General features: G+C 54.2%; 18 protein-coding genes and 1 pseudogene. 9 read left to right on the top strand and 10 right to left on the bottom strand.

From position 1 onward, the window contains the following. Positions 1-95: 95 nt before the first annotated feature. Positions 96-1,112: an AraC family transcriptional regulator GliR gene (gene gliR / locus AACY50_RS20405; RefSeq protein ID WP_339539059.1), complete on the bottom strand. Its 1,017-nt coding sequence runs from the start codon at positions 1,110-1,112 to the stop codon at positions 96-98. Between the two features lie 178 nt (positions 1,113-1,290). Between gliR and AACY50_RS20400 the strand changes: the two genes are divergently transcribed. Both AACY50_RS20400 and AACY50_RS20395 read left to right on the top strand, forming a co-directional pair. Then, positions 1,291-1,536: a FitA-like ribbon-helix-helix domain-containing protein gene (locus AACY50_RS20400; protein ID WP_221730516.1), complete on the top strand. Its 246-nt coding sequence runs from the start codon at positions 1,291-1,293 to the stop codon at positions 1,534-1,536. Further along, positions 1,533-1,952 carry a type II toxin-antitoxin system VapC family toxin gene (locus AACY50_RS20395; RefSeq protein ID WP_339539058.1) on the top strand — a complete coding sequence of 140 codons (420 nt, stop codon included), beginning with the start codon at positions 1,533-1,535 and terminating at the stop codon, positions 1,950-1,952. Before AACY50_RS20400 ends, AACY50_RS20395 begins: the two co-directional genes overlap by 4 nt. A 90-nt stretch (positions 1,953-2,042) precedes the next feature. On the opposite strand, the gene AACY50_RS20390 is transcribed toward AACY50_RS20395, so the two are convergent. Further along, positions 2,043-2,609 carry a methyl-accepting chemotaxis protein gene (locus AACY50_RS20390; protein ID WP_445261498.1) on the bottom strand — a complete coding sequence of 189 codons (567 nt, stop codon included), beginning with the start codon at positions 2,607-2,609 and terminating at the stop codon, positions 2,043-2,045. A gap of 575 nt (positions 2,610-3,184) precedes the next feature. On the opposite strand from AACY50_RS20390, the gene AACY50_RS20385 reads away from it, so the two are divergent. Next, positions 3,185-3,424: an RNA recognition motif domain-containing protein gene (locus AACY50_RS20385; protein WP_339539057.1), complete on the top strand. Its 240-nt coding sequence runs from the start codon at positions 3,185-3,187 to the stop codon at positions 3,422-3,424. A gap of 91 nt (positions 3,425-3,515) precedes the next feature. On the opposite strand, the gene AACY50_RS28850 is transcribed toward AACY50_RS20385, so the two are convergent. Together AACY50_RS28850 and AACY50_RS28845 are read right to left on the bottom strand one after the other, a co-directional pair. Further along, the gene (locus AACY50_RS28850; RefSeq protein WP_445261497.1) at positions 3,516-4,229 is read right to left on the bottom strand and encodes a methyl-accepting chemotaxis protein; all 714 of its coding nucleotides are present in this window, start codon (positions 4,227-4,229) and stop codon (positions 3,516-3,518) included. Between the two features lie 144 nt (positions 4,230-4,373). Then, positions 4,374-5,300, bottom strand: a pseudogene (locus tag AACY50_RS28845) (methyl-accepting chemotaxis protein); the annotation flags it as partial. A 388-nt stretch (positions 5,301-5,688) separates the two neighbouring features. Here AACY50_RS28845 and AACY50_RS20375 point away from each other — a divergent pair. Then, positions 5,689-6,360 carry a histidine phosphatase family protein gene (locus AACY50_RS20375; RefSeq protein ID WP_339434258.1) on the top strand — a complete coding sequence of 224 codons (672 nt, stop codon included), beginning with the start codon at positions 5,689-5,691 and terminating at the stop codon, positions 6,358-6,360. Next, positions 6,357-7,175 carry a phosphatase PAP2 family protein gene (locus AACY50_RS20370; protein ID WP_339539056.1) on the top strand — a complete coding sequence of 273 codons (819 nt, stop codon included), beginning with the start codon at positions 6,357-6,359 and terminating at the stop codon, positions 7,173-7,175. The genes AACY50_RS20375 and AACY50_RS20370 overlap by 4 nt, the downstream gene beginning before the upstream one ends. A 66-nt stretch (positions 7,176-7,241) precedes the next feature. On the opposite strand, the gene AACY50_RS20365 is transcribed toward AACY50_RS20370, so the two are convergent. From AACY50_RS20365 to AACY50_RS20350, 4 genes are all read right to left on the bottom strand, one after another. Beyond that, positions 7,242-8,681 (bottom strand): ArnT family glycosyltransferase, encoded by a 1,440-nt coding sequence (locus AACY50_RS20365; protein WP_339539055.1) that lies wholly within the window; start codon positions 8,679-8,681, stop codon positions 7,242-7,244. An 81-nt stretch (positions 8,682-8,762) separates the two neighbouring features. Continuing rightward, positions 8,763-9,350: a ribosomal protein S5-alanine N-acetyltransferase gene (gene rimJ / locus AACY50_RS20360; protein ID WP_339434255.1), complete on the bottom strand. Its 588-nt coding sequence runs from the start codon at positions 9,348-9,350 to the stop codon at positions 8,763-8,765. Between the two features lie 274 nt (positions 9,351-9,624). Beyond that, positions 9,625-9,996, bottom strand: a complete 372-nt coding sequence (locus tag AACY50_RS20355; protein WP_339465462.1) for a DUF6124 family protein — start codon at positions 9,994-9,996, stop codon at positions 9,625-9,627. 194 nt (positions 9,997-10,190) lie between these two features. Next, on the bottom strand, positions 10,191-11,117 hold the full coding sequence (locus AACY50_RS20350) for a hypothetical protein (RefSeq protein ID WP_339539054.1): 927 nt from the start codon (positions 11,115-11,117) through the stop codon (positions 10,191-10,193). Positions 11,118-11,776: 659 nt separating this feature from the next. Between AACY50_RS20350 and AACY50_RS20345 the strand changes: the two genes are divergently transcribed. The 4 genes from AACY50_RS20345 to AACY50_RS20330 all read left to right on the top strand — a co-directional run bounded on the left by AACY50_RS20345 (position 11,777) and on the right by AACY50_RS20330 (position 15,418). Then, a complete protein-coding gene (locus AACY50_RS20345; protein WP_186574431.1) occupies positions 11,777-13,030 on the top strand; it encodes a nucleoside triphosphate pyrophosphohydrolase family protein in 1,254 nt (417 codons plus the stop codon). Positions 13,031-13,178: 148 nt separating this feature from the next. After that, a complete protein-coding gene (locus AACY50_RS20340; RefSeq protein ID WP_133634532.1) occupies positions 13,179-13,628 on the top strand; it encodes a hypothetical protein in 450 nt (149 codons plus the stop codon). Next, a complete protein-coding gene (locus tag AACY50_RS20335; RefSeq protein WP_186574433.1) occupies positions 13,625-14,236 on the top strand; it encodes an Nmad2 family putative nucleotide modification protein in 612 nt (203 codons plus the stop codon). The genes AACY50_RS20340 and AACY50_RS20335 overlap by 4 nt, the downstream gene beginning before the upstream one ends. A 510-nt stretch (positions 14,237-14,746) precedes the next feature. Beyond that, complete coding sequence (locus tag AACY50_RS20330) at positions 14,747-15,418, top strand: uracil-DNA glycosylase (RefSeq protein ID WP_186574435.1); 672 nt, start codon at positions 14,747-14,749, stop codon at positions 15,416-15,418. Between the two features lie 260 nt (positions 15,419-15,678). Here the strand turns inward: AACY50_RS20330 and AACY50_RS20325 are convergent, their stop codons facing one another. Both AACY50_RS20325 and AACY50_RS20320 read right to left on the bottom strand, forming a co-directional pair. Then, entirely contained in the window at positions 15,679-17,841 is a 2,163-nt protein-coding gene (locus AACY50_RS20325) for a hypothetical protein (RefSeq protein ID WP_186574437.1), read from the bottom strand. Next, positions 17,838-19,031 carry a hypothetical protein gene (locus tag AACY50_RS20320; RefSeq protein ID WP_186574439.1) on the bottom strand — a complete coding sequence of 398 codons (1,194 nt, stop codon included), beginning with the start codon at positions 19,029-19,031 and terminating at the stop codon, positions 17,838-17,840. Before AACY50_RS20320 ends, AACY50_RS20325 begins: the two co-directional genes overlap by 4 nt. Between the last annotated feature and the right edge of the window lie 401 nt (positions 19,032-19,432).

Genomic DNA, 19,432 nt, shown 5'->3' with positions numbered 1-19,432 from the left:
GCCCGCTCCCACACTGGATCGTCAGTGGACACAGATTTTGTGTACGACATAGAGCCCCTGTGGGAGCGGGCTTGCTCGCGAAGAGGCCCGCACAGTCAGCCCCGATGCATCTGCCGAAACTCCCCCGGCGGCATCCCCCGTCGACGCTTGAACGTGCGGTGAAACGAACGCGGTTCGGTAAAACCCAAATACTGCGCAATGTCCTGAATCGGCAGGTTGCTGTTGAGCAAGTAATGCTCAGCCAGTTCCTGACGCAGGTCATCGAGAATCTGCTGATACGAGGTGCCGGCCTGTTGCAGTTGACGTTGCAGCGTACGCGCCGACACGGCCAACTGCTCGGCCACTTGCTCCTTGCGCGGCAGACCTTCCTTGAGCAATTGGCGCAGGATGGTTTTCACGCGTAGCGCCAGCGACGCATCCTCCAGCGTCGCCATCAACCCCATCGCATGTTCTTCCAGCGTGCGCAGCAATTGCGCATCGGCCTGGCGCAACGGCAATTGCAGATACGCCAACGGCACTATCAACGCTGAATAAGCCTGATCGAACAAAACCGGGCAACCGAAAAACGCTTCGTACTGCACCAACGTGGCCTCGGCAGGGCGCGAATGTTCCAGCCAGACAGCGGCGGGCGACATCGGCGTATCAGCAATCCAGCGCGCATAGTGCAGCCACGAACCGAGCACGTTTTCCACCAGATGCCGGCGAATCTGCGGGCGCTGATAGCGGCAAGTCCAGATCAGGTGCACATGGCCGTCCTGCACTTCGGTGCGACTCACACCCATGTCGCCGACCAGTTTCTCGAACGGCATGATGCGGCTCATGGCATCGCCCAGCGTCGCACAGTTCATGGTGATGTAACCCAGCACGCTCCACGAGTTGGGTAGCACGAACGTTGCCGCGTTGAGCCCAAACAACGGATCGCCCGAGTGTTCGCAGAAATAATCGAGCAGTTTTTCATGCGCCTCACCCGGCAGGCGCAGGCTGTTGTCGCTCAACTGCTGCGCCTGCAACCCGGCCGCTGCCAATGCCGGCTCAATGGCCATGCCCAGTCGCTCGGCATGGCGCAGGTATTTGAGCAGGGGCGGAACGGAGGTGAAGCCGAGCGATGGCATGATCAAAGCCTGCATGAGCGAATGAATGCCCTGAAAGGTAGTTTGAAAGCATGGCTGAAGTAAATTGCAGACGTGGAATGCGCTGAGGGTGTAATTGCCACTGGGAAGATTGCCAAATCTCAGCAAGGCGGGATGTGTTAGCCTGCAATCAATGATTTCATTGATTGCAGGAGGCGTCATGGCCAGCATCACAATCCGAAACCTTGATGAGAAGCTCAAGGAGCAGTTGCGCATTACTGCGGCGCATAACGGACATTCCATGGAAGAAGAGGCACGCCTGATTCTGGGCAGAGCCTTGGCGACGGTTGATCGCGCGGGTGGGCTTGGCAGTCGGATTCGCAACAGGTTCAGCGATGTGGGGGCCGTGGAGCTGGATCTACCCGCGCGTTCAGATAAAGCCACCGGCGTGGATTTTTCTGAATGATAGTGCTCGATACCAACGTGCTTTCAGAGTTTATGCGCCTCGAGCCTGCAACCCGGGTGCTTGCCTGGGTGGATGCGCAGCCGGCGAAGGATCTGGCAATCAGCGCTGTCACCGTGGCCGAAATACTTCACGGCATCGCGCGCCTGCCCTCTGGCAAGCGCAAACAAAAACTTGAGACGCATGCCATGGCCATGTTCGAAGAGGACTTTGCCGGGCGCATTTTGCCGTTCGATGCTCATGCCGCCATTGAGTGCGCAACATTGGTTGCTGATTGCGAAGCAAAGGGCCGCGCGGTGTCGATGGCTGACGCGCAAATAGCCGCGATCTGCCGCGCACATGGCGCATCGATTGCCACTCGTAACGTGAAGGATTTTGAGTCAAGTGGTGTTGAAATCATTGATCCGTGGGTGAGCTGACGGCTTCTGTTGCTGTTCAACAGCGCCCACAAAAAAGCCCGCTATCACACCCAATGGGTGGGGTAGCGGGCTTCTTCGTCAGTTGGTCAATCAGACGCGGAAGTGGCTGACCATCTGCTGCAACTGACCACCCAAGCGTGCCAGTTCAACGCTGGACGCGGCGGTCTCATCGCTCGCGGCGGCGGTCTGTTCGGACACGTCGCGCACGTTGATGATGCTACGGCTGATCTCTTCGGCCACGGCGCTTTGCTGCTCGGCAGCGGCGGCGATCTGCTGGTTCATCGACTGGATGTTCGACACCGTGCGGGTGATGTTTTCCAGGGACGAGCCGGCCTTGCGGGTCAGGGCAACACTGCTGTCGGTCAGCGCGCGGCTGTTGTTCATTACGGTGGACACTTGCTGTGTGCCGTTCTGCAGGCCGGCGACCAAGCCTTCGATTTCTTCGGTGGATTTCTGTGTGCGCTGAGCCAAACCACGGACTTCGTCGGCCACCACGGCAAAACCGCGACCGGCTTCACCGGCGCGTGCCGCTTCGATGGCAGCGTTGAGCGCCAGCAGGTTGGTCTGTTCGGCAACGGCTTTGATCACGTCCATGACGCTGCCGATCTTGTCGCTTTCCTGTTGCAGCACGCTCATGGCCTCGGTGGAGCGCGCCACTTCGCTGGTCAACCGCTCGATCTGCGCGATGGCTTCGTTTACGACTTTGTTTTTAGAACTTGTTGTCAATGAAAAGAAATGAGCTTGACGTGTAAAGGATAGGATTAAGATGTCGGTCTGATGGTTGGAAAGTTCATGTATAGACGAGATGCAGAAACCAGTGGGTGTTAGTTGATGCTGAATCGATAGTTTTGTGTTTCATAAAGCGGTACTTCACTTGTGAGTAACAGTCTGGATAATAATATAACTAGCTTGTTCGTTCCGTTATCGGCTTGCCATGATCAGCTAAAAAACGCGGGGGAACTTCAAAGACATGTGAAACTTGTTGATGAACTCTGCGCATATGCAGACCGCGAGGACCATACGGCGGCACTTCTTGCACAGGTGACGTAGCGGATCTATGAATACGAGACTGAAGCTGTTTTATTCGTGCTAATCCTCATACCACTCCAGCATAACGGTTAGATTGAATTCGTCTAAAAACCTGGTATTTCTTACAGGTGTAAAAATTTTTCGGGATTGTTATGTTCGGCGTGCGAGTGGAACTAACATATGCAAGCCAAGAGGTGCGAACCATGAGTGTGAAAATTTTTATAGGTGGCCTTTCGTTTAATACTACGGACGATTCGCTGAGAAGCGTATTCATTAATTATGGCGTGGTTGAAGACGCGATTATAATTAGGGACATAGAAACAGGGCGGTCTCGTGGGTTTGGTTTTGTGACTTTTTTAGACGACGTCTCTGCCCAAAGTGCTATTGATGATCTAGATGGAGGAGACTTCGAAGGTCGTAACATAAAAGTCAGTCGCGCGTAGGTACGGACATAAAAACGAAGCACTAGATGTTCTGAACAACAAAGCCTTTGTTGCCAAAGGCTTTGTTGTAGATGGTATTCAGGTGATGAAATCAGACGCGGAAGTGGCTGACCATCTGCTGCAACTGACCACCCAACCGCGCCAGTTCAACGCTGGAGGCGGCGGTCTCATCACTCGCCGCTGCGGTCTGTTCGGACACGTCGCGCACGTTGATGATGCTGCGGCTGATCTCTTCGGCCACGGCGCTTTGCTGTTCGGCAGCGGCGGCGATCTGCTGGTTCATCGACTGGATGTTCGACACCGTGCGGGTGATGTTTTCCAGGGACGAGCCGGCCTTGCGGGTCAGGGCAACACTGCTGTCGGTCAGCGCGCGGCTGTTGTTCATTACGGTGGACACTTGCTGTGTGCCGTTCTGCAGGCCGGCGACCAGGCCTTCGATTTCTTCGGTGGATTTCTGTGTGCGCTGAGCCAAACCACGGACTTCGTCGGCCACCACGGCAAAACCGCGACCGGCTTCACCGGCGCGTGCCGCTTCGATGGCAGCGTTGAGCGCCAGCAGGTTGGTCTGTTCGGCCACGGCTTTGATCACGTCCATGACGCTGCCGATCTTGTCGCTTTCCTGTTGCAGCACGCTCATGGCCTCGGTGGAGCGCGCCACTTCGCTGGCCAGACGCTCGATCTGGGCGATGGCTTCATTCACAACCTTGTCGCCTTCACGGGCTTCGCCGTCAGCAACGGCGGCCGCTTGTGAGGCTTCTTCGGCATTGCGCGCGACTTCCTGCACGGTAGCGGTCATCTCGTGCATGGCAGTGGCGACCTGATCGGTCTCCACTTTCTGGCTGTTGACACCGGCGCTGGTCTGTTCGGTCACGGCCGACAGTTCTTCGGCGGCGCTGGCGATCTGGGTGACGCCGTCACGGATGCCGCTGATCAGGTCGCGCAAGGTCACGCCCATGCGGGCGATGCCTTGTTGCAGTACACCGAGTTCGTCGCGGCGGGTGACGACCACGTTTTGCGACAGGTCGCCGCTGGCGATGCGCTCGACCACGGCAAGGGTGTCTTGCAGCGGGCGGGTGATCTGACGGGTGATGATCACGGCGGCAATGATGCCCACCAGCAGAGCCAGCAGGGTGCTGATCAGTTGCAGGGTGCGGGCCTGGGCGCTTTCGGCGTCGCGGCGATCAAGCTGGATCTGATACAACTGCTCGCTCAGGTTCACGATAGTGCTGCCCTGATCGGTCATTTCCTTGCGTGCCTGCACGGCTTCGCTGTTGGCGGACTTGTAGGCCATCAGCGCGCTGCGATAGTTGATCAGCGCCGTTTCCAGCTGACGCAAGGCATCTTGCTGGGTATCGCCGAAATGCACATTCAGTGGCTTGAGGCTGGCGATGGCCGCGTCGAGTTGGCCGATGGCTTTCTGCTCGGTTTCGGCGTTGGTGGTGGCGGTGTAGCCACGCACTTCGTAGCGCGCGAGGATGAACGCTTCCTTGGCGAAAGTGATGGCCTGGAACTGGTCGAAACGCTGTTCGCTCATCGCCATCTGGTGGACGCGGGTGCTGATCGCTTCAATCAGGCTGTAAGCGGTCTGGGCGTTAGCGCCCATGGTCTCGCGCGCGGTGTTACCGGTGCGGTAGGCGTTGCGCATTTTGTTGAGCGACGTCTGGTACTCGGCGATGGTCGCGGCCTGCTCCTTGAGCAGTTTGACGTTTTCCGGGCTTTTGAAGCTGCTGATCAGTTGTTGCTGTTGTGCGGCGAAACCGTCGAGGGTGGTCTGCACATTCTGCGCGGCGGTCTCGTCGCCGTTGGTCAGCATGTATTGCAGGCGCACCACGCGCAGTTTGGTCAGGCCGGCGTTGAGCTGGGTGATGTCGCTCATCCAGTTACTGCGGTCAATCAGGCTGCCCAGGCTGGTCCAGCCGGTCAGGGCCAGTACGCAGGTCAGTGCCAGGACAAGGCCGAAGCCCAATCCCAATTTCAGGTTCACGCTGATGTTACCGAACCAGCTATTCATCACAATTCCTCCAGAAACGTTGGGTTTCTTGATCGTCGGTTAGGCTGGAAGATTGTTGTTTTTTTGAGCCAGCAAGGGTGTAGCAGGTGTGTATCGGCCGTAAATCCGAGAGCTGAAAGGATTTTGTCCGACGGAATTTGTAACAAGCCGATCCCAAGACTTTTTTCACATGGGTTTCACTGGCTGCCCACACGGGTGTCTGTAGCTTCGCCGCATCGAATGACAAGTGATGCTGGCTGGCGAGGCGGTTTTTGTGGAACTGAGACTGAGTCTGTTCGGCGCCAAGCGCTCGATTGATCTGAGCGGTTTGGCGCGTTTTCGAAACACTTGGGTCGTATTGGCGGCCTCGGTGTTGGTGATTCCACTGACCCTTTGGTTGCTGGCACCGGCGTCGGTGCCGGATCTGGCCCACGGCAACGTGGCCGGTGCGAAGGCGTTGGCGGCGGGGTGGGCCAAGGGCGACATGATCGTGCTGGTGCGCCACGTCGAGCGCTGCGATCACTCCAGTGCGCCGTGCCTGATCGGCCATGACGGCATCACCGACCGTTCGCGCAGTGCCGCCGTCAGTGTCGGTGCACAGTTCGAACAACTGGGCCTGAACAACGCCGACATCTACAACAGCCCGTCGCTGCGCACCGTGCAGACGGCCGGTTACATGTTCAATCGGGCCGCCAGTGGCGAAGACTGGTTGATGAACTGCAAGGGGCACATGTTGCAGGACGCGCTTTCCCACAAGATCCCCGGTCGTAACCTGATTCTGGTGACCCACAGCGAGTGCATGGGGCAATTGGAAAAAGATCTGAAAGTGCCGACATCCAACCTGGGTTACGGCGCTTCACTGTTTGTTTCCGCTGCCAGCCCGGCGGCTCCGAAAATGCTCGGCTTTATTGAGGCTTCCGACTGGCGCACGGTGAATACCCGATGAAATCCCGCTTCTACGTTTATAACTTCGGCATTCCGCTTGCCTGCGCGGCGCTGGTGTTCCTGATGTTCGACATGACTAAAATCGACATCGCCTTCAGCAATCTGTTGTTTGATCCACTGACCCAGACCTTCCCGCTCGACAAAATCCACTTCTTTGAAAAGCTCACGCACAAATGGGCGCGGATCATTCCCAACTGGACGGCGGAAATCGCCCTGATCGGTGCGATGCTGTCGGTGGTCTGGCCGTTGGTCAATGCACAGAAGCGTCCTCGACTTGGCGCGTTTCTGGAGCGCAGCAAAGTCGCTCCCGTGCTGCGATTCACCGCTGATCACCGTCGGGACTTTCTGTTTGTGGTGGTGGCGTTCGCGGTGTGTACGGGCGTGATCCATTTCCTCAAGTCGCACACCAGTGTTTACTGCCCGATCGAGACGACGTTGTATGGCGGAAAAATGGCCCATATCGAGTGGTACAGCAATTTCCAGCTGTTCCATGAAGCGGGTAGTGGGCGTTGCTGGCCGGGCGGCCATGCGTCCGGTGGTTTCACCATGCTGGCGTTGTATTTCGTAGCGCGTCGCTATCAGTGGCGTTTTTCCAGTGCCTTGCTGTGGGGTTCATTGTTGCTCGGTTTCGTCTACGGCACGACGCGGGTTCTGCAGGGCTGGCACTACATGTCCCACACGTTCTGGGCTGGAATCTTCGTGTGGTTGGCGTGTTTGCTGACGGCGCTGGCGTTTTATGGGTGGGCACGGCTGGCGTTGCCGGTGCTGGACAAGCAGTCTCAGGCCTTCAGCACGCAGCCAGAAGCGTCTGTCTGAGTCTTTGCGATCGCTACAGAAAACCCGCCTTTTACTGGCGGGTTTCTTGTTTGTACTCCCGCTAGTTCAATACCCGACGAAGTAGTACGCCTGCTTTCCAACCATCAACGTCTTGAGCACTTTCAACGGCGCAGCGGGTTCGCGGTCTGCCGCCATTATGGCGACGTGGGAGGAAGAGGCGGCGAGGAAGTCTCTCAACTGTGCATCGGTATCCAACCCCTTGAGCACGCGTTGGGTGTAGAACACGGTAGCGCCACCCAGACGTTCATTGGCCTGAAACAGGGCGATCTGATGCCCTTCGGCCTGCAGCGTCTGAATGTGTGCGGTCAGCGGCAGGAAAGAGAGTTTTTTATCAGCGTGGGGCAGCGCCCATTGCGCTGCGCCCAGGTAACTGACGATCACCAGCGTGAGGATGCTCATTGCCAGTGTCTGACGATGACGGGCGATTTTTCCGACGAACCCGGTGGCAGTTTCGTGCCGTTTCAATCGCTCAAACAGCACGCCTGCGTATTCCGCAGCAATCACCGCAGCAGCCGGTGTCATCGACATCAGGTACACCGTGCGCTTGCTCGATGCCAGGCTCAGCATGATGAATTGCACGATGATCCAAAGGCTGAAAAACAGCAGGTAACGATTGGCCTTCAGCTCTTTACGCACATGCCACAGCCCCAGGTACACCAGAATGTTCCACGGCAGGAAGGCTTCGGGCAGTTTGGCCAGGTAGTAATAGAACGGTTCGTAGTGCCCGGCCTCGACGAACGATCCGCTGAAGCGTCCGACACTGTTGGTCAGCAGCACTTCCTTGAGCGCTTGCACGCCGCTGTGCTGATAGAGTACGGCCAGCCAGATCAGCAGCGGAATCAGCCCGATTACCGTGAGCAACCCGGGCCTTAGCCAGTCGCCGACCTTCAAGCGCTTGTCCATCAGGTTGTCGGCCAGCAGATAAGCGAAAATCACTACCCCCGGCATCGCCAGCCCGAGCACGCCTTTACTCAATGTGGCGATGGCAATCCCGACGATAAACAGCAACGCATTGCCTACGCTCGATGCGCGTTGCCCCTGGAAAAACGCCAGCAACGCCGTGGTCACGCCGAGCGCGAGCAGGGCATCTTCGCCAACGCCGCGCACGTTGCTCCAGTAACTGGCCATGGTTGCCAGGAGAATTCCTGCCGTCCAGGCGACCATTTTTGGCCGTTCGAAGCGACGCAACATGCCGTACAGCAACATCACGCTGAGCAACCCGGCAACCGCTGACGCCAATCGCACCGCCCACGGCGAAACACCGAACACGCGCATGGCGCCAGCGTCCAGCCACAAACTCAGGGGCGGTTTTTCCAGAAACGGTTCGCCGAACAGACGTGGGGTTACCCAGTCATTGTCCAGGTGCATCTCCATGGCGATCCCCGCGACGCGAGCCTCGGTGGAGCCTTGCAATTGATGGTTACCCAGCGCGAAGAAAAACAGCAGGGCGGCAAGCAGAAACAGCGAAGTGGCGGCACGCGACATGGGTTTCAGGCAACCGGAAGGGGCGGGAAACCTGAGCATACGTCGCCAATGCTTAACAAATTGTGAACGTCAGCGTTTATTTCACGCCAGGCGTCGTGACCAGCGCTGATCCGGCGCTTCGAAGGCCGGATTGACCAACGCCGTCAGCACATGATCCTGCCAGCGTCCGGCAATGTTCAGGTACGCCTTGGCGTAGCCTTCACGCTCAAACCCCAGTCGCTCCAGCAAGCGTGCACTGCGATCGTTGCCAGGAATGTAGTTGGCCATGATCCGGTGCAGGTTCTGCGTCTCGAACATGTAAGCGATGGCCGCCTCCAGCGCTTCCTGCATCAAGCCCTGGCCCTGATGCGCTTCGTCGATGTGATAACCCAGATAACACGCCTGAAACGCACCGCGAATAATCCCGCTGAAATTGCAGGCACCGATCATCTGCTGGTCATCGGGTGTCAGCAGGGCGAAATGCATCGCCAGTCCCGCTTCAAACGCGCTGGCCTGAATGTCGAGGCGGCGGCGAATCTGTTCGGTGGAGAAGTAATCGGTGGTCCGGATCGGCGACCACGCCGCGAGATGGCGTTGATTGCGCTGGTAGAAATCACTTTCCAATGCCGCCTGATCCGGGGCAAGGATGGCCAGCGTCAGGCGTTGGCAGGGCAAGGTCAGCAGCGACATCGGGAGCTCCGGTTGGCGAGAAGTCTGCTGGCAGGTTCGCGCAATAACCTGGAGTACGGCAAGCGATGGTGGCAAAGGGAGCGTAAACACCAGGCAAAAAAAAGCCCGCGGGAGAGTGCGGGCGAACCGTAGTTTCTTGAATGAGCGAGTGGACTGTACCGGTTTGGCGCAGCGGCAGCAGTGAAGAAAAATTCATCTCGAGGCGCTGTCTCGATGTCGTTCCACCGGTCGATAAAACACAGGTCGACAACGAGGCCGGTGCAGGTTTTGCCCGTCAGTGGCGAACTTCAGGGTCGGGGGTGGCGCACGATCGATGGGGATCAAGATTGTCCCGCACCCGACAGATCACGATTTCGGCCAATGCACTCAGTTGCTTTATAGCCACCGCAACATGGCGCTGGGAACCGTCGAACTCATCAGCAAAGTTGGCGCTGATGACCGCAAGGGACTCAAGGAGGTCACTGGCATGCGCCAGCAGGGTTGTCGTGTCGACGTCGTCACGTACGCTGAGCATCTGCTTGAGGGGGATGGTGCGGCGGGGATTGCATCGGTTCGAGCTGGTGGCGTTGGGTTGCGGTTTCAGGCCGGCTGTTTGCGCCTCGGCAGATACCGGTCCAACAAGCGTAAGTCGGGTGATTTTTTTCATGACGTAGCTCCGTGGAATGAACAATCTCTGCGGTTGCGGCTGTCAAACCGTCCGCTGGATGGCAGCAATCGTGGAGGGTAATCCCCTGAAAATCTGTTCACCAGTTCATGAAAGTCGACGCGTATTGAGGGAAATTTCCTAGGATGCGAAATGTAGGAAGCGAGGTTGCGTGTAAGAACCTTCCCGTATGCCTGTCAGCGCTCGGTAACTTTATCTTCCCGTAAAATCCAGCCCGCCTCGCCAGCGTCCAACGTGTACTGAACCTGGCGCATTTTTCCTGTCCGGCCCGCGTTGGCGTCGGCGCTGTCGTAGAGCGGAAACCGCCGTACCAGCCCGTTCTCCACCACAGAAAATGAATCCTCTCCCTGATACCCCTCGGCGGTATTCGGATTGTCGCTGACTGGCGGCAGGTAAATAACGCTCAGGGATTTTTTATGGTTGGCCGAGTAGGCAATCAATTCTCCCGGCATGCCACGACCGGAGGCGCGCGTAAAAACGTAGATCTCAGGTGAGCCGTCGTTATTGAGGTCGGCGACTTCGGCACGGACGATCTCGCCGTTAAGCGGTCGGGTCATCGCCGAGTTGTCGATTTCCAACCCCTTGGGTTCGATGCGCAACGTGGGTTTGCCGTCGACAGTAGTCGCCTGCACATGAAAGTGGATGCCCTGCAACGCCAGGTTCTGGTCAAAGAGCGCGTGGTTATCCACAGCGTCGCCGTTGGCGAGAATCAGCGAGAGGTTGTAGTCGGCCACTTCATTGCGCCGAGCGGCATTGCGCATGAGATAGACCTGCACCGTGTATTCGCCATCGGCGGGTAACGAGCCGAGAAAGTGATTGCCCATCATCGAACCGTTGAACAGCGCGTAATCGGCGCCTTTGGCAGTGATGTTGAAGTAGGCGGAGGTGTTGGAGGGCTTGAAGTCCACCGTCAGGAGCTGCCCGGCCTTGGCATTGAGCCTGTACTGCGCCGTCTTGTAGCCCTTGATCGATTGTTTGAACTGCACGCTGCCATGGCCGCTTTTGTAGACGACCTGCTGGATCCTAGGCGCGCTGTCGGTGGTGGCAGCGTGGGCAGTCAGTGAAACGAGGGCCGCCAGTACGGCGCCGAGCCAGATATTCATGAGCGTCCTTCGGGTAATTGCCTCTGTGCCCCGAAGCATAGATCCGGCGCCGCACACCCGTCCAACCTGGCACCTAAGCTGCACTAGTGAGTCGGTGATGAGCTATTGAAACGGTGCTGAGGTGTGATCGGCAGAACACCGCGCAAGCGTTGCTGGGAAACCGTAAAAACTGGCTTGAATCAGATGCCCAGATACGACAAAGCCCGCACGGGGCGGGCTTTGTCGTTGAGAGTTGGTGGGCCGGGGTAATTTGAATCGGTTCAGTAGGATATTGATTTATAAGATTAATGACGGTTCTTTTTTTTAGTTGGAATACCAATTGGAATACCACGCAAATGGCATTCAACTTGACCATTCCGTTTGCGTCAGAGTGGAGCAGCACGCGTTATAGCTATGATTGGGTGGGCTGCCCATACCGTGCCGGTGGCGACAGGCAGAAATCGGCCGATTCAAGTAAAGGGGCGTTACGATGAGTGTCCTACGGACGTGGGAACGAAATAGATACCGCACAGAAGTCTCTGCCGCGTTATGGCCCAACCCACTCGGCCCGTTCTGGGGGGTTGTGCAAATCAGTTTCGATACCTCATGATGATGGTAGCAAAGAGACAGCTTTAAAGTTTCTCACGGTTTTGTACTGAGACTTCTGGCCGGAGGGCCGCATGGACGCGAACACTACTCCTCAATTGGGCAATTGCCACGACCCCCTTCAAGTGCCTGAACAGTTCGTAGTCCTTCCTCCTGAAGTGAGCGACGACTGGACCATGAGCATAAGCACCTATCAAAAAATCGCTAAGACGACGGACAAACTCCCGGATACGGGCTTGGAGCTTACGATCCTAGGCTTGTTCGGCGAGGTAGGTAGTCTGCTGAGCGCACTTAAAAAACGACAGCGTGATCGGGCGGCGTTCAAAAGGTACAACGCCATCATTCTCGAGGAGCTTGGCGATGTGCTTTGGTACTTTTCAAACCTCGCATCCCGTGCTCAACTCGATTTATCCACGCTTTCTCAACGGGTCTTCCGAGAAATCGAAGACTGGGACATCGTTGAGCCTTCGGAGCCAAACCTTGTATTTGGTGACATGCAAAGTCAGGTTGAGAAGCCTGTCTCGGAAGAGGCCTTTAGCGCCCAAGTTCTAACGCTCGCGGGATGCGTAGGCGACCTGCTAAACGATTTCAAGAACGACACGTTCACTAGAAATCGGGACAAGCTTTCGGCGCATCTGGTGGACATTTTCCGAGCACTGGTTGCTGCTGCAGACTCTGCCGGGGTGGATATGGATGCGGCCGCCCTTGGGAACCTCAAAAAAACGTTCAGCCGCTGGCCTGGGGAGATTACCTATCCCCCAAAAATTGATGCGGACATGCCAAAAAATGAAAGGCTGCCCTCGCATTTAGAGTTTTTCATCGCCGAAGAGAACATTGGCGGTAAGCAGTACGTCATTCAAAAGTGCAACAAGATCATCATTGGCGATCGCCTTACCGACAACAAAATGGAGCGTGATGACTATCGTTTTCACGATGTTTTCCATATCGCATTCGCCGTGCATCTAGGCTGGTCGCCTGTCCTAAGAGCTCTTCTTCACCTCAAGCGCAAAAGTGTTCCTGACCTAGACGAAAACCAAGACGGCGCTAGGGCCATCCTCATAGAAGAAGGCGTGGCCACGTTCATTTTTGGCCGCGGTCTTGAGTGCGATCTGTTTGAGGATGTCGATCACATCGACTACGACCTGTTGAAATCGATTCAAGAGTTCGTAAGGGGTTACGAAGTCGAGCGATGCGCCTTGTGGCAATGGGAGAAAGCGATCTTGGAAGGGTTTGATATTTTCCGGAAGCTCTCTACCTCCCGGAAAGGGTACATCACCGCCGACTTCGACAATCACACGATCAGCTTTCGCGAGGGTGACGACGAATAGTGAAAGTCGTCAGGTGGGCTGATTGAGCGGCATTACGGCATGCCGGTCCCAAGTCGTCGGCTACGAACCAAACTCGGGCCCCGACCACCGATCACTGTTGATCAGAAATAAAAACAACCGATACCGGGCAGTAGAAGGGGGGCCAATCATGAGCAGTCAAAAAGCGTGCGTCGTATTCACTACAGGAATGGACGCGGAAGCGCAGTCAGTCTCTCAGCAGCTTTTCGAGGAAGGTTTTGACGTTTGCACAGCCGAGGCTGAGCAGGAAGTCGTGGAAGCAGCGCAGGCGGCAGGGGCTATACCCGAAGAAATCAAAAGTTGCATCGACAATGCAGCCATCTGCATTTTTCTGATCCCGGAAGAAGGCTCTGACTGCCTGACAGCCGCAGCGGGCCACGCAGGGGCGTCAGGTAAAAAAATTGTTGCTGTCGCCGAAAATGTTGAATCCCTACCGCAAATATTCGATGACATCGCCAGTTCTGTACTCACCATCGACAGCCCGCAATTGAAAGATGTGATCCAGGGCAAGCAGGTCTGGGAGCAGGCTGATGGCTCCCCGAGTCCTAAACGAGATATTAACCGGGTCAAGTGTCAATGAGCCCAGTCCCAAAGGTCTTCTCGTACAAGCTGGTGAGGGATTATGGCTTCGCACCAAACCCATTTCATGGCATCTGCACGCTGGGAACATGCAAACCTCAAATCAGGAAGGCTGCCCGAGTAGGCGATATTGTGGTTGGCTGTGGCAGCGTAGGACTGAACCTGCCGGAAAAACTCATTTTTGTAATGAGGGTCTCTCAGAAGCTTTCGTTTCAGGAATACTGGGAGGACGAGAGGTTCAGAATAAAACGGCCCGATTTGTACTCAAGCAATAGCATGGCGTATGGGGACAACATTTATCACGTCGTGAACGATTCATGGGTCCAGGAAGACTCCCATCACAGCTTTGACGGCGGACTCATCAACCAAGCTAACCTGGTAAGGGATCTTGGCTCCGACAATGTGCTTATCGGAGAAGAGTTCGTTTATTGGGGAGCCAATGCGGTGGAGATACCCGCTTACCTGCGTAACTTCCAGGGCGAAGATCTGTACCCTCCAGCACGGAACTACCGATGCACGTTTTCGGAAGCGTTTAGGGTTGAGGTGGACACCTGGTTTAAATCGCTTCCTACCCGAGGCTTTCGAAGCCGGCCAGCCTCATGGCGATAACGCTCGGGGGGAACGCTAAATCGAGCTCGATCCCGCCGCCCTTCGCTGACAATCATATGCGTTGCAGGCTGAAACTGAGGTGTACTTCACCGTAACTGTAACGTCGAATCAGCACGTGCAAGCTCTAGCGCTGCTTGCACACCGTCGTCGGTGCGAAGGAAATTCGCTGGTGTGGTCGTGAGTGATGTCTCATCTCTTGAGTAATGAGGACGGAGCTCGCTCGATGATCATTGAGGAAGGTTTTGCAACCTGGCTTTTTAACCACGTTAAGGCTCACATCATCTATGTCCGAATCAGATAAGGCACTCGTGGTTACGGCATCCTCAAGCTGATCAAAAGCATGGCGGACTGCTATGAGATTGAGAAATTCGAGCTCTGGCTGTGGGAAAAAGCCATACTGACAGGCTTTTAGATCTCCCGAAATTTATAAACACACTGCGGCGGCATTGTGTTCGTCGGCGTGATTCCGCACATCATGCGTTTTGAACCTCCTGTAAAGAACGAGCAGCAATGACCCCTACAGCCTTTGTGAATGCCCTGTCTAAATTGAAGCTGGACAACGTATTCAATCCATACGCTGACAAGTGTCCGGTCCACGACCGCTCTGACGCCGTATCGGCGCGTCGTTGCAATCTTCGTGGCTATTTGAACGCCGCCGTAGAGATTGGCGTGGACACGATTTGGATGGGGCGCGACCTCGGCTACCGTGGCGGGCGACGGACAGGACTTGCACTTACGGATGAATACCATCTCTCCGAGATGACACAGAGATATCCGGGCTCAAATTTTAAGCAAGCGACCGTTGGTCCGGCGCTCGCAGAACGTACGGCCTCTGAAATCTGGTCAGTATTGCGAGCGGTTGATCTCCCGCCCCTGTTGTGGAACGTCTTCCCTTTTCATCCCCATGAGCCAGGAAATCCGTTCACCAACCGCAAGTTCACGGCCCGTGAACTCCAGCAGGTTGACGTACTGAATGAAATGCTGATCAAGTGGCTGAAGGTACGCCGCGTGGTTGCGATTGGGCAGGATGCATTCAATTACGCCAGCCGGTTCGGTGTTGAGGTGGTTGCGATTCGTCATCCCAGCTACGGCGGCATCAAGGACTTTCGCAATGGAATGAGCGCACTCTACGATATACCGATCGAGGTGCTCAATCCCAAGCGTCAGGCTTCACTTTTCTGAAGCTGGTCAGCATGCATCTTGAGTATTTTTTAGTAGAACGAGTGCTATCAGGCTGTTCACATCCGGGGAGGATGGGGGGCAGTACACGTCAGCATCCTGCAATCAAAGCCTGACTCGACTCTCACAAATCGGTGGGTTAGAACTGTGGCCGGAACTGGCGCTGCTTGTATGAATGTGGACGAGGTTTTTGTAAGTAAAGACATTTAAGTTGGCCCTAGCGCACTTTTATTAAGTGCACTAGGGAGGGGCGAACTAACGATCTACTGTAGTTTTAGCTCGATTTGATCGAGAAGGAAGCGAATATCCTCAGGCATTTGAGACGATTTGAATTTACAAGTAATGTTACGCAGGTGGTCTTTCGTTATTTGTAACCTGTCGATCCATAGTGCCATAAGAAACTCTAGAGCGGCTTCACCTTGATCGTTTTCGTGATTCTCTATGACGGAAATGAGTACGTCAGTCATCTTTTGGCTGAAATCGTTATCTATTGAATAGTTTAGCTCTGTAGGTGTGGCAGCGCGGAGCAGGCAGGCTTGAATCACACCATCGTTATATCTGTCAAAGCAGGCTGGACTAATAACGGTAGAATGATAGATGCTTGCCAATCCATTCTCGTCTGGTTTGGCTCTTAGATCATGCAGAATAGATTGAATTGTCCAGTAAACGTCAGCTTGCGTTGCTTGTTGATTGTCAATATTCAGGCCCGACCAAAATGCGAACGTATTTCTGAGTTTAAGTGTGTCACCAGAAGTGGTTTTCAAGAACAAGTCGTTTGAGCCTTCTGCCTCTCCCGTTAAGGCGACGACCCTTTCTGTCAGAGCTGCTGGTAACTCTACGGTTTCCCCCGAAAGCTGATCACCTGCAAATTTACTAAGGTGGAACTCCTCGGCATCCCAAGCCGTTTTGATTTGGGCGACAATGCGCGGTAGTGGGCATTCGCGTAGGATAATTAGGGTGTGCCCGCCAAGCTGTAGGTCTTTTCGCAATTGATCCAATATGTCCATGCTTGGTACTTTGGAAAAGCCCACTAGGTAAAGGATCGACGAGGATTTGGCAATACAACGAAGCCTGCGAGACGCGTCCAAGAGCTTGCGGCCAGAAGTGATCGCTCCAGCTACGACCACCACAGATGCGGCATCGTTTAAGGAGTCCCCAACTAAGTCTGCCATCCTACTCCAGGTAATGTTTTCGTTGTTACTTACGATTGATTTTAGTGACTCCATAAGTGCGGTCGAGCCAGGATCATCTAAAGCAATGACTTTTCCAACGTCACGGGAAAAGTATTTTTTTATGGCTTTTTCAAATTCGCCGCTGAATTCTTCTGTTGGGGCTTGAAGATACAAGCCAACATCTACATAAAAGTGTTCCTTGGAGTCGGCTCTAATATCTGAAGCTTTCCTCCACTGGAGCAACCCTTTCGCGGCAAAATCCTCGAAAAATTTAGCCCGTTTGCCTGTGAAATCGGTTTTCTTTATTATCAGCTGAGCATTTGTGGGAGTCTCAGGAAGAAACTGATCGCCTACGATTTTTATGAGCCTAGAACCGCGAGCGCAATCAGCGCAATCTTCAGGTTTGGCTGATGATGCCTCAGCGGGAATGGCATCTTTAACATCGTATATGCCGATCTGATCTCCGATAAGCTTGCTGTAGAATAGGGTCACTACTTGACTGTTCGGAAATGTTGTTCCGTTCAATATTTTTGAAGCTAAGCCACCGCTGGTAGTTGCGGAAATCAAAACCAGACTTTCAGGAGCCTCTACGAAATCGAAGCTTTGATTTACGGCAGTGTATGACTCATAACTCTCGATCAGAGGCACGCGCCCACCGTATCGGCCTGACATAAGAACGGCTTTGCAAACTAAATAAGAAATGGAGGATGTGTCAACGTATATTCTATTTGGTTGTGGTTTAAGTAATGGGAGTAAAGATATAGCTAAAAAGGCGACTTCTTCACCAGCTACTAGTAAATTTGATGCGCGAATGAATGCATTGCAGTGGTCGTTAGAAGGCTTTAAAAAGTGAAAGTTTGGTGAGGATGAAATAAGGCCTTGCCTTGTCTTGAAAATTCTTAGCATTCCTGCCTGAAGAATGTTGTTCTTCAAGGTAAGGGAGACGGGGCTTTCATCCCTGCAGAAGAAAAACTCGCCCGAGGGATTAAAAAATATGGGTATAAATTTTTGCGCTGGATCGCCTACAAACGAGTCGAACTCACTCATAAGTGATGTATCGTTAAGCAAGCTGAGCAATGTGTTCCGCTGCGAATCTGTACTAAGCACGTATACAGCACTCGGAAGCAGATTGTTTTCTACATCTGCTTTAATTGTTTTAATGATTTGATCTGGAACTACAGTTGTCGTGCAGGAGATTAATAGCGCCGGTCTGGATTCTCTGTGTTCAAAGCGAAATGCAAAGCACTGGCTCATTGCTTTTCCTCCAGCGGTATCAGAAATGTCACCGATACGCCGACCACTGGTAGCATTGGTGTGAGTTCAGCCTGTGCAGGCTGTTCTGTTGTCCAGTCAAAGAATTCACAAGGGTCGTCGGGCACATAAGGCTGAGTGACAAAATCACGGTAAAGTGAAAGTCGTCCGCTTCTAACTCGCATGAATCCATTTAGCTTGGTTAGCCGATCCATAACTACAGGAAGTCCATGCCCTTTGTTTACATTGGCTGAGGATGTTTGTCGTGAAGTAAAACACCTCTTCAAGATAGAGTACTCATGATTGATGTTGTCGTTTGTTTCTTGATCGGACTGGTCGGACTGATCAGCGCACCAGCGCTTATAGTAGCCGAGCCCTGAGTCAATAATGCTAATCTCAATAAATCGTCTTCTATTGTTTTGATTGTTTTGAGATTGCAGGTAAAGCGATAGTCCTTTCTCTGACTGGGCTCTTTTATCTATCGCTGCCTTGGGTAGATTTATCCCGTTACTATAAATTACGCGCTGCCCAGGCTTTAGCCAATCGCTACGAGTTTTGTCTTTAGTGCCGTGTTCATGGCTATTCATGAATAGTTCGAAAAAGATTCTGCCAAGATGGCTCATGTCTTCTTCAGCTAGCTGTTTGGTTGCGCCCATAATATCTATAGATTTGTTGACCATAGATCGAATTACTGTTTCTATTTGGGCAAGTTGTCGTGGTTGTGGTTTCTCATTCTGTGGGTGTGTATAGAAATTCTTGTCGAACCCTTTTGTACTGTGATCCACAAAGGCAAACCAGCAAAGCGGCCCACGCTGCTGGCCGAACTTACTCTTGCCTTGCCCCTCAATAATCTCGCTGGCGGCCCTGTTTACTATAGGGCGTAAGTCTGTTGAAGCGTTAGAGTCAGTTATTCTTTTACTCAGCATAGATGCACAAAATTTGTGTGGTTTGCTTACCGCTTCTCTAACCAGATCATCCGCATCTGCCGGGTTACCACCAACAATAATTTCTCTGTACTCACGGGATCGGCCCCAGGTATTAATGGCTTGGATAGCGGCAGCGACACCGCCGAAATGTGAGTTACTGACTTCGACCGGGAGGTATAGAGGGGCTTCTTGGGGTGCATCCGCGAGCTTAGCGATGAACTCCTCGCAGCTATCAATCGTCAGGTCTGTGGAAAAATTCAGCGCCATCTGTACCTCTGATCTATTTGGGAAATAGCTCGATTGAGCGGGTCCGTAGGTTTGGTCCGTGGTTGGAAAGGGTAACGGCTCTATCCAGCATGGGCGGTGTCGGGATGGAAAGCTAGGACTTGGGCCCATGATCATCGGGATCTGGGCCGTCATCAGGAACAATCGTGTCAGCGATATCAGGGGGTAACTGGGCGTGCTGCGGAGCATCGGATGCCGCAGGCGAAAACCGGTAATTTGAAGGCTATCACTTCCCCTTGAAGAAAATGCTTGACCCGCCTTTGCTGGATAGGACACAAGTACTTCCCGGTAATACCTCGGCCGAGGGAATCGATCAGCTGATTAACCTTCTGGGAATCCGGCTCCTAGAAAATCTTCACTCCCTTGGAACCGTAAATCAGCAT

Origin of the sequence: Pseudomonas sp. RA_15y_Pfl2_54 (assembly GCF_963971015.1) — a bacterium.
Lineage (GTDB): Bacteria > Pseudomonadota > Gammaproteobacteria > Pseudomonadales > Pseudomonadaceae > Aquipseudomonas > Aquipseudomonas baetica_A.
The sequence above is the reverse complement of the archived record's forward strand: the minus strand, read 5'-3'. Positions and strand labels throughout refer to the sequence as shown.

Coding starts and splice junctions, on each gene's coding strand:
- gliR (WP_339539059.1), bottom strand. CDS start 1,112: ATGCCATCGCTCGGCTTCACCTCCGTTCCGCCCCTGCTCAAATACCTG.
- AACY50_RS20400 (WP_221730516.1), top strand. CDS start 1,291: ATGGCCAGCATCACAATCCGAAACCTTGATGAGAAGCTCAAGGAGCAG.
- AACY50_RS20395 (WP_339539058.1), top strand. CDS start 1,533: ATGATAGTGCTCGATACCAACGTGCTTTCAGAGTTTATGCGCCTCGAG.
- AACY50_RS20385 (WP_339539057.1), top strand. CDS start 3,185: ATGAGTGTGAAAATTTTTATAGGTGGCCTTTCGTTTAATACTACGGAC.
- AACY50_RS28850 (WP_445261497.1), bottom strand. CDS start 4,229: ATGCACGAGATGACCGCTACCGTGCAGGAAGTCGCGCGCAATGCCGAA.
- AACY50_RS20370 (WP_339539056.1), top strand. CDS start 6,357: ATGAAATCCCGCTTCTACGTTTATAACTTCGGCATTCCGCTTGCCTGC.
- AACY50_RS20365 (WP_339539055.1), bottom strand. CDS start 8,681: ATGTCGCGTGCCGCCACTTCGCTGTTTCTGCTTGCCGCCCTGCTGTTT.
- rimJ (WP_339434255.1), bottom strand. CDS start 9,350: ATGTCGCTGCTGACCTTGCCCTGCCAACGCCTGACGCTGGCCATCCTT.
- AACY50_RS20355 (WP_339465462.1), bottom strand. CDS start 9,996: ATGAAAAAAATCACCCGACTTACGCTTGTTGGACCGGTATCTGCCGAG.
- AACY50_RS20350 (WP_339539054.1), bottom strand. CDS start 11,117: ATGAATATCTGGCTCGGCGCCGTACTGGCGGCCCTCGTTTCACTGACT.
- AACY50_RS20345 (WP_186574431.1), top strand. CDS start 11,777: ATGGACGCGAACACTACTCCTCAATTGGGCAATTGCCACGACCCCCTT.
- AACY50_RS20340 (WP_133634532.1), top strand. CDS start 13,179: ATGAGCAGTCAAAAAGCGTGCGTCGTATTCACTACAGGAATGGACGCG.
- AACY50_RS20335 (WP_186574433.1), top strand. CDS start 13,625: ATGAGCCCAGTCCCAAAGGTCTTCTCGTACAAGCTGGTGAGGGATTAT.
- AACY50_RS20330 (WP_186574435.1), top strand. CDS start 14,747: ATGACCCCTACAGCCTTTGTGAATGCCCTGTCTAAATTGAAGCTGGAC.
- AACY50_RS20325 (WP_186574437.1), bottom strand. CDS start 17,841: ATGAGCCAGTGCTTTGCATTTCGCTTTGAACACAGAGAATCCAGACCG.
- AACY50_RS20320 (WP_186574439.1), bottom strand. CDS start 19,031: ATGGCGCTGAATTTTTCCACAGACCTGACGATTGATAGCTGCGAGGAG.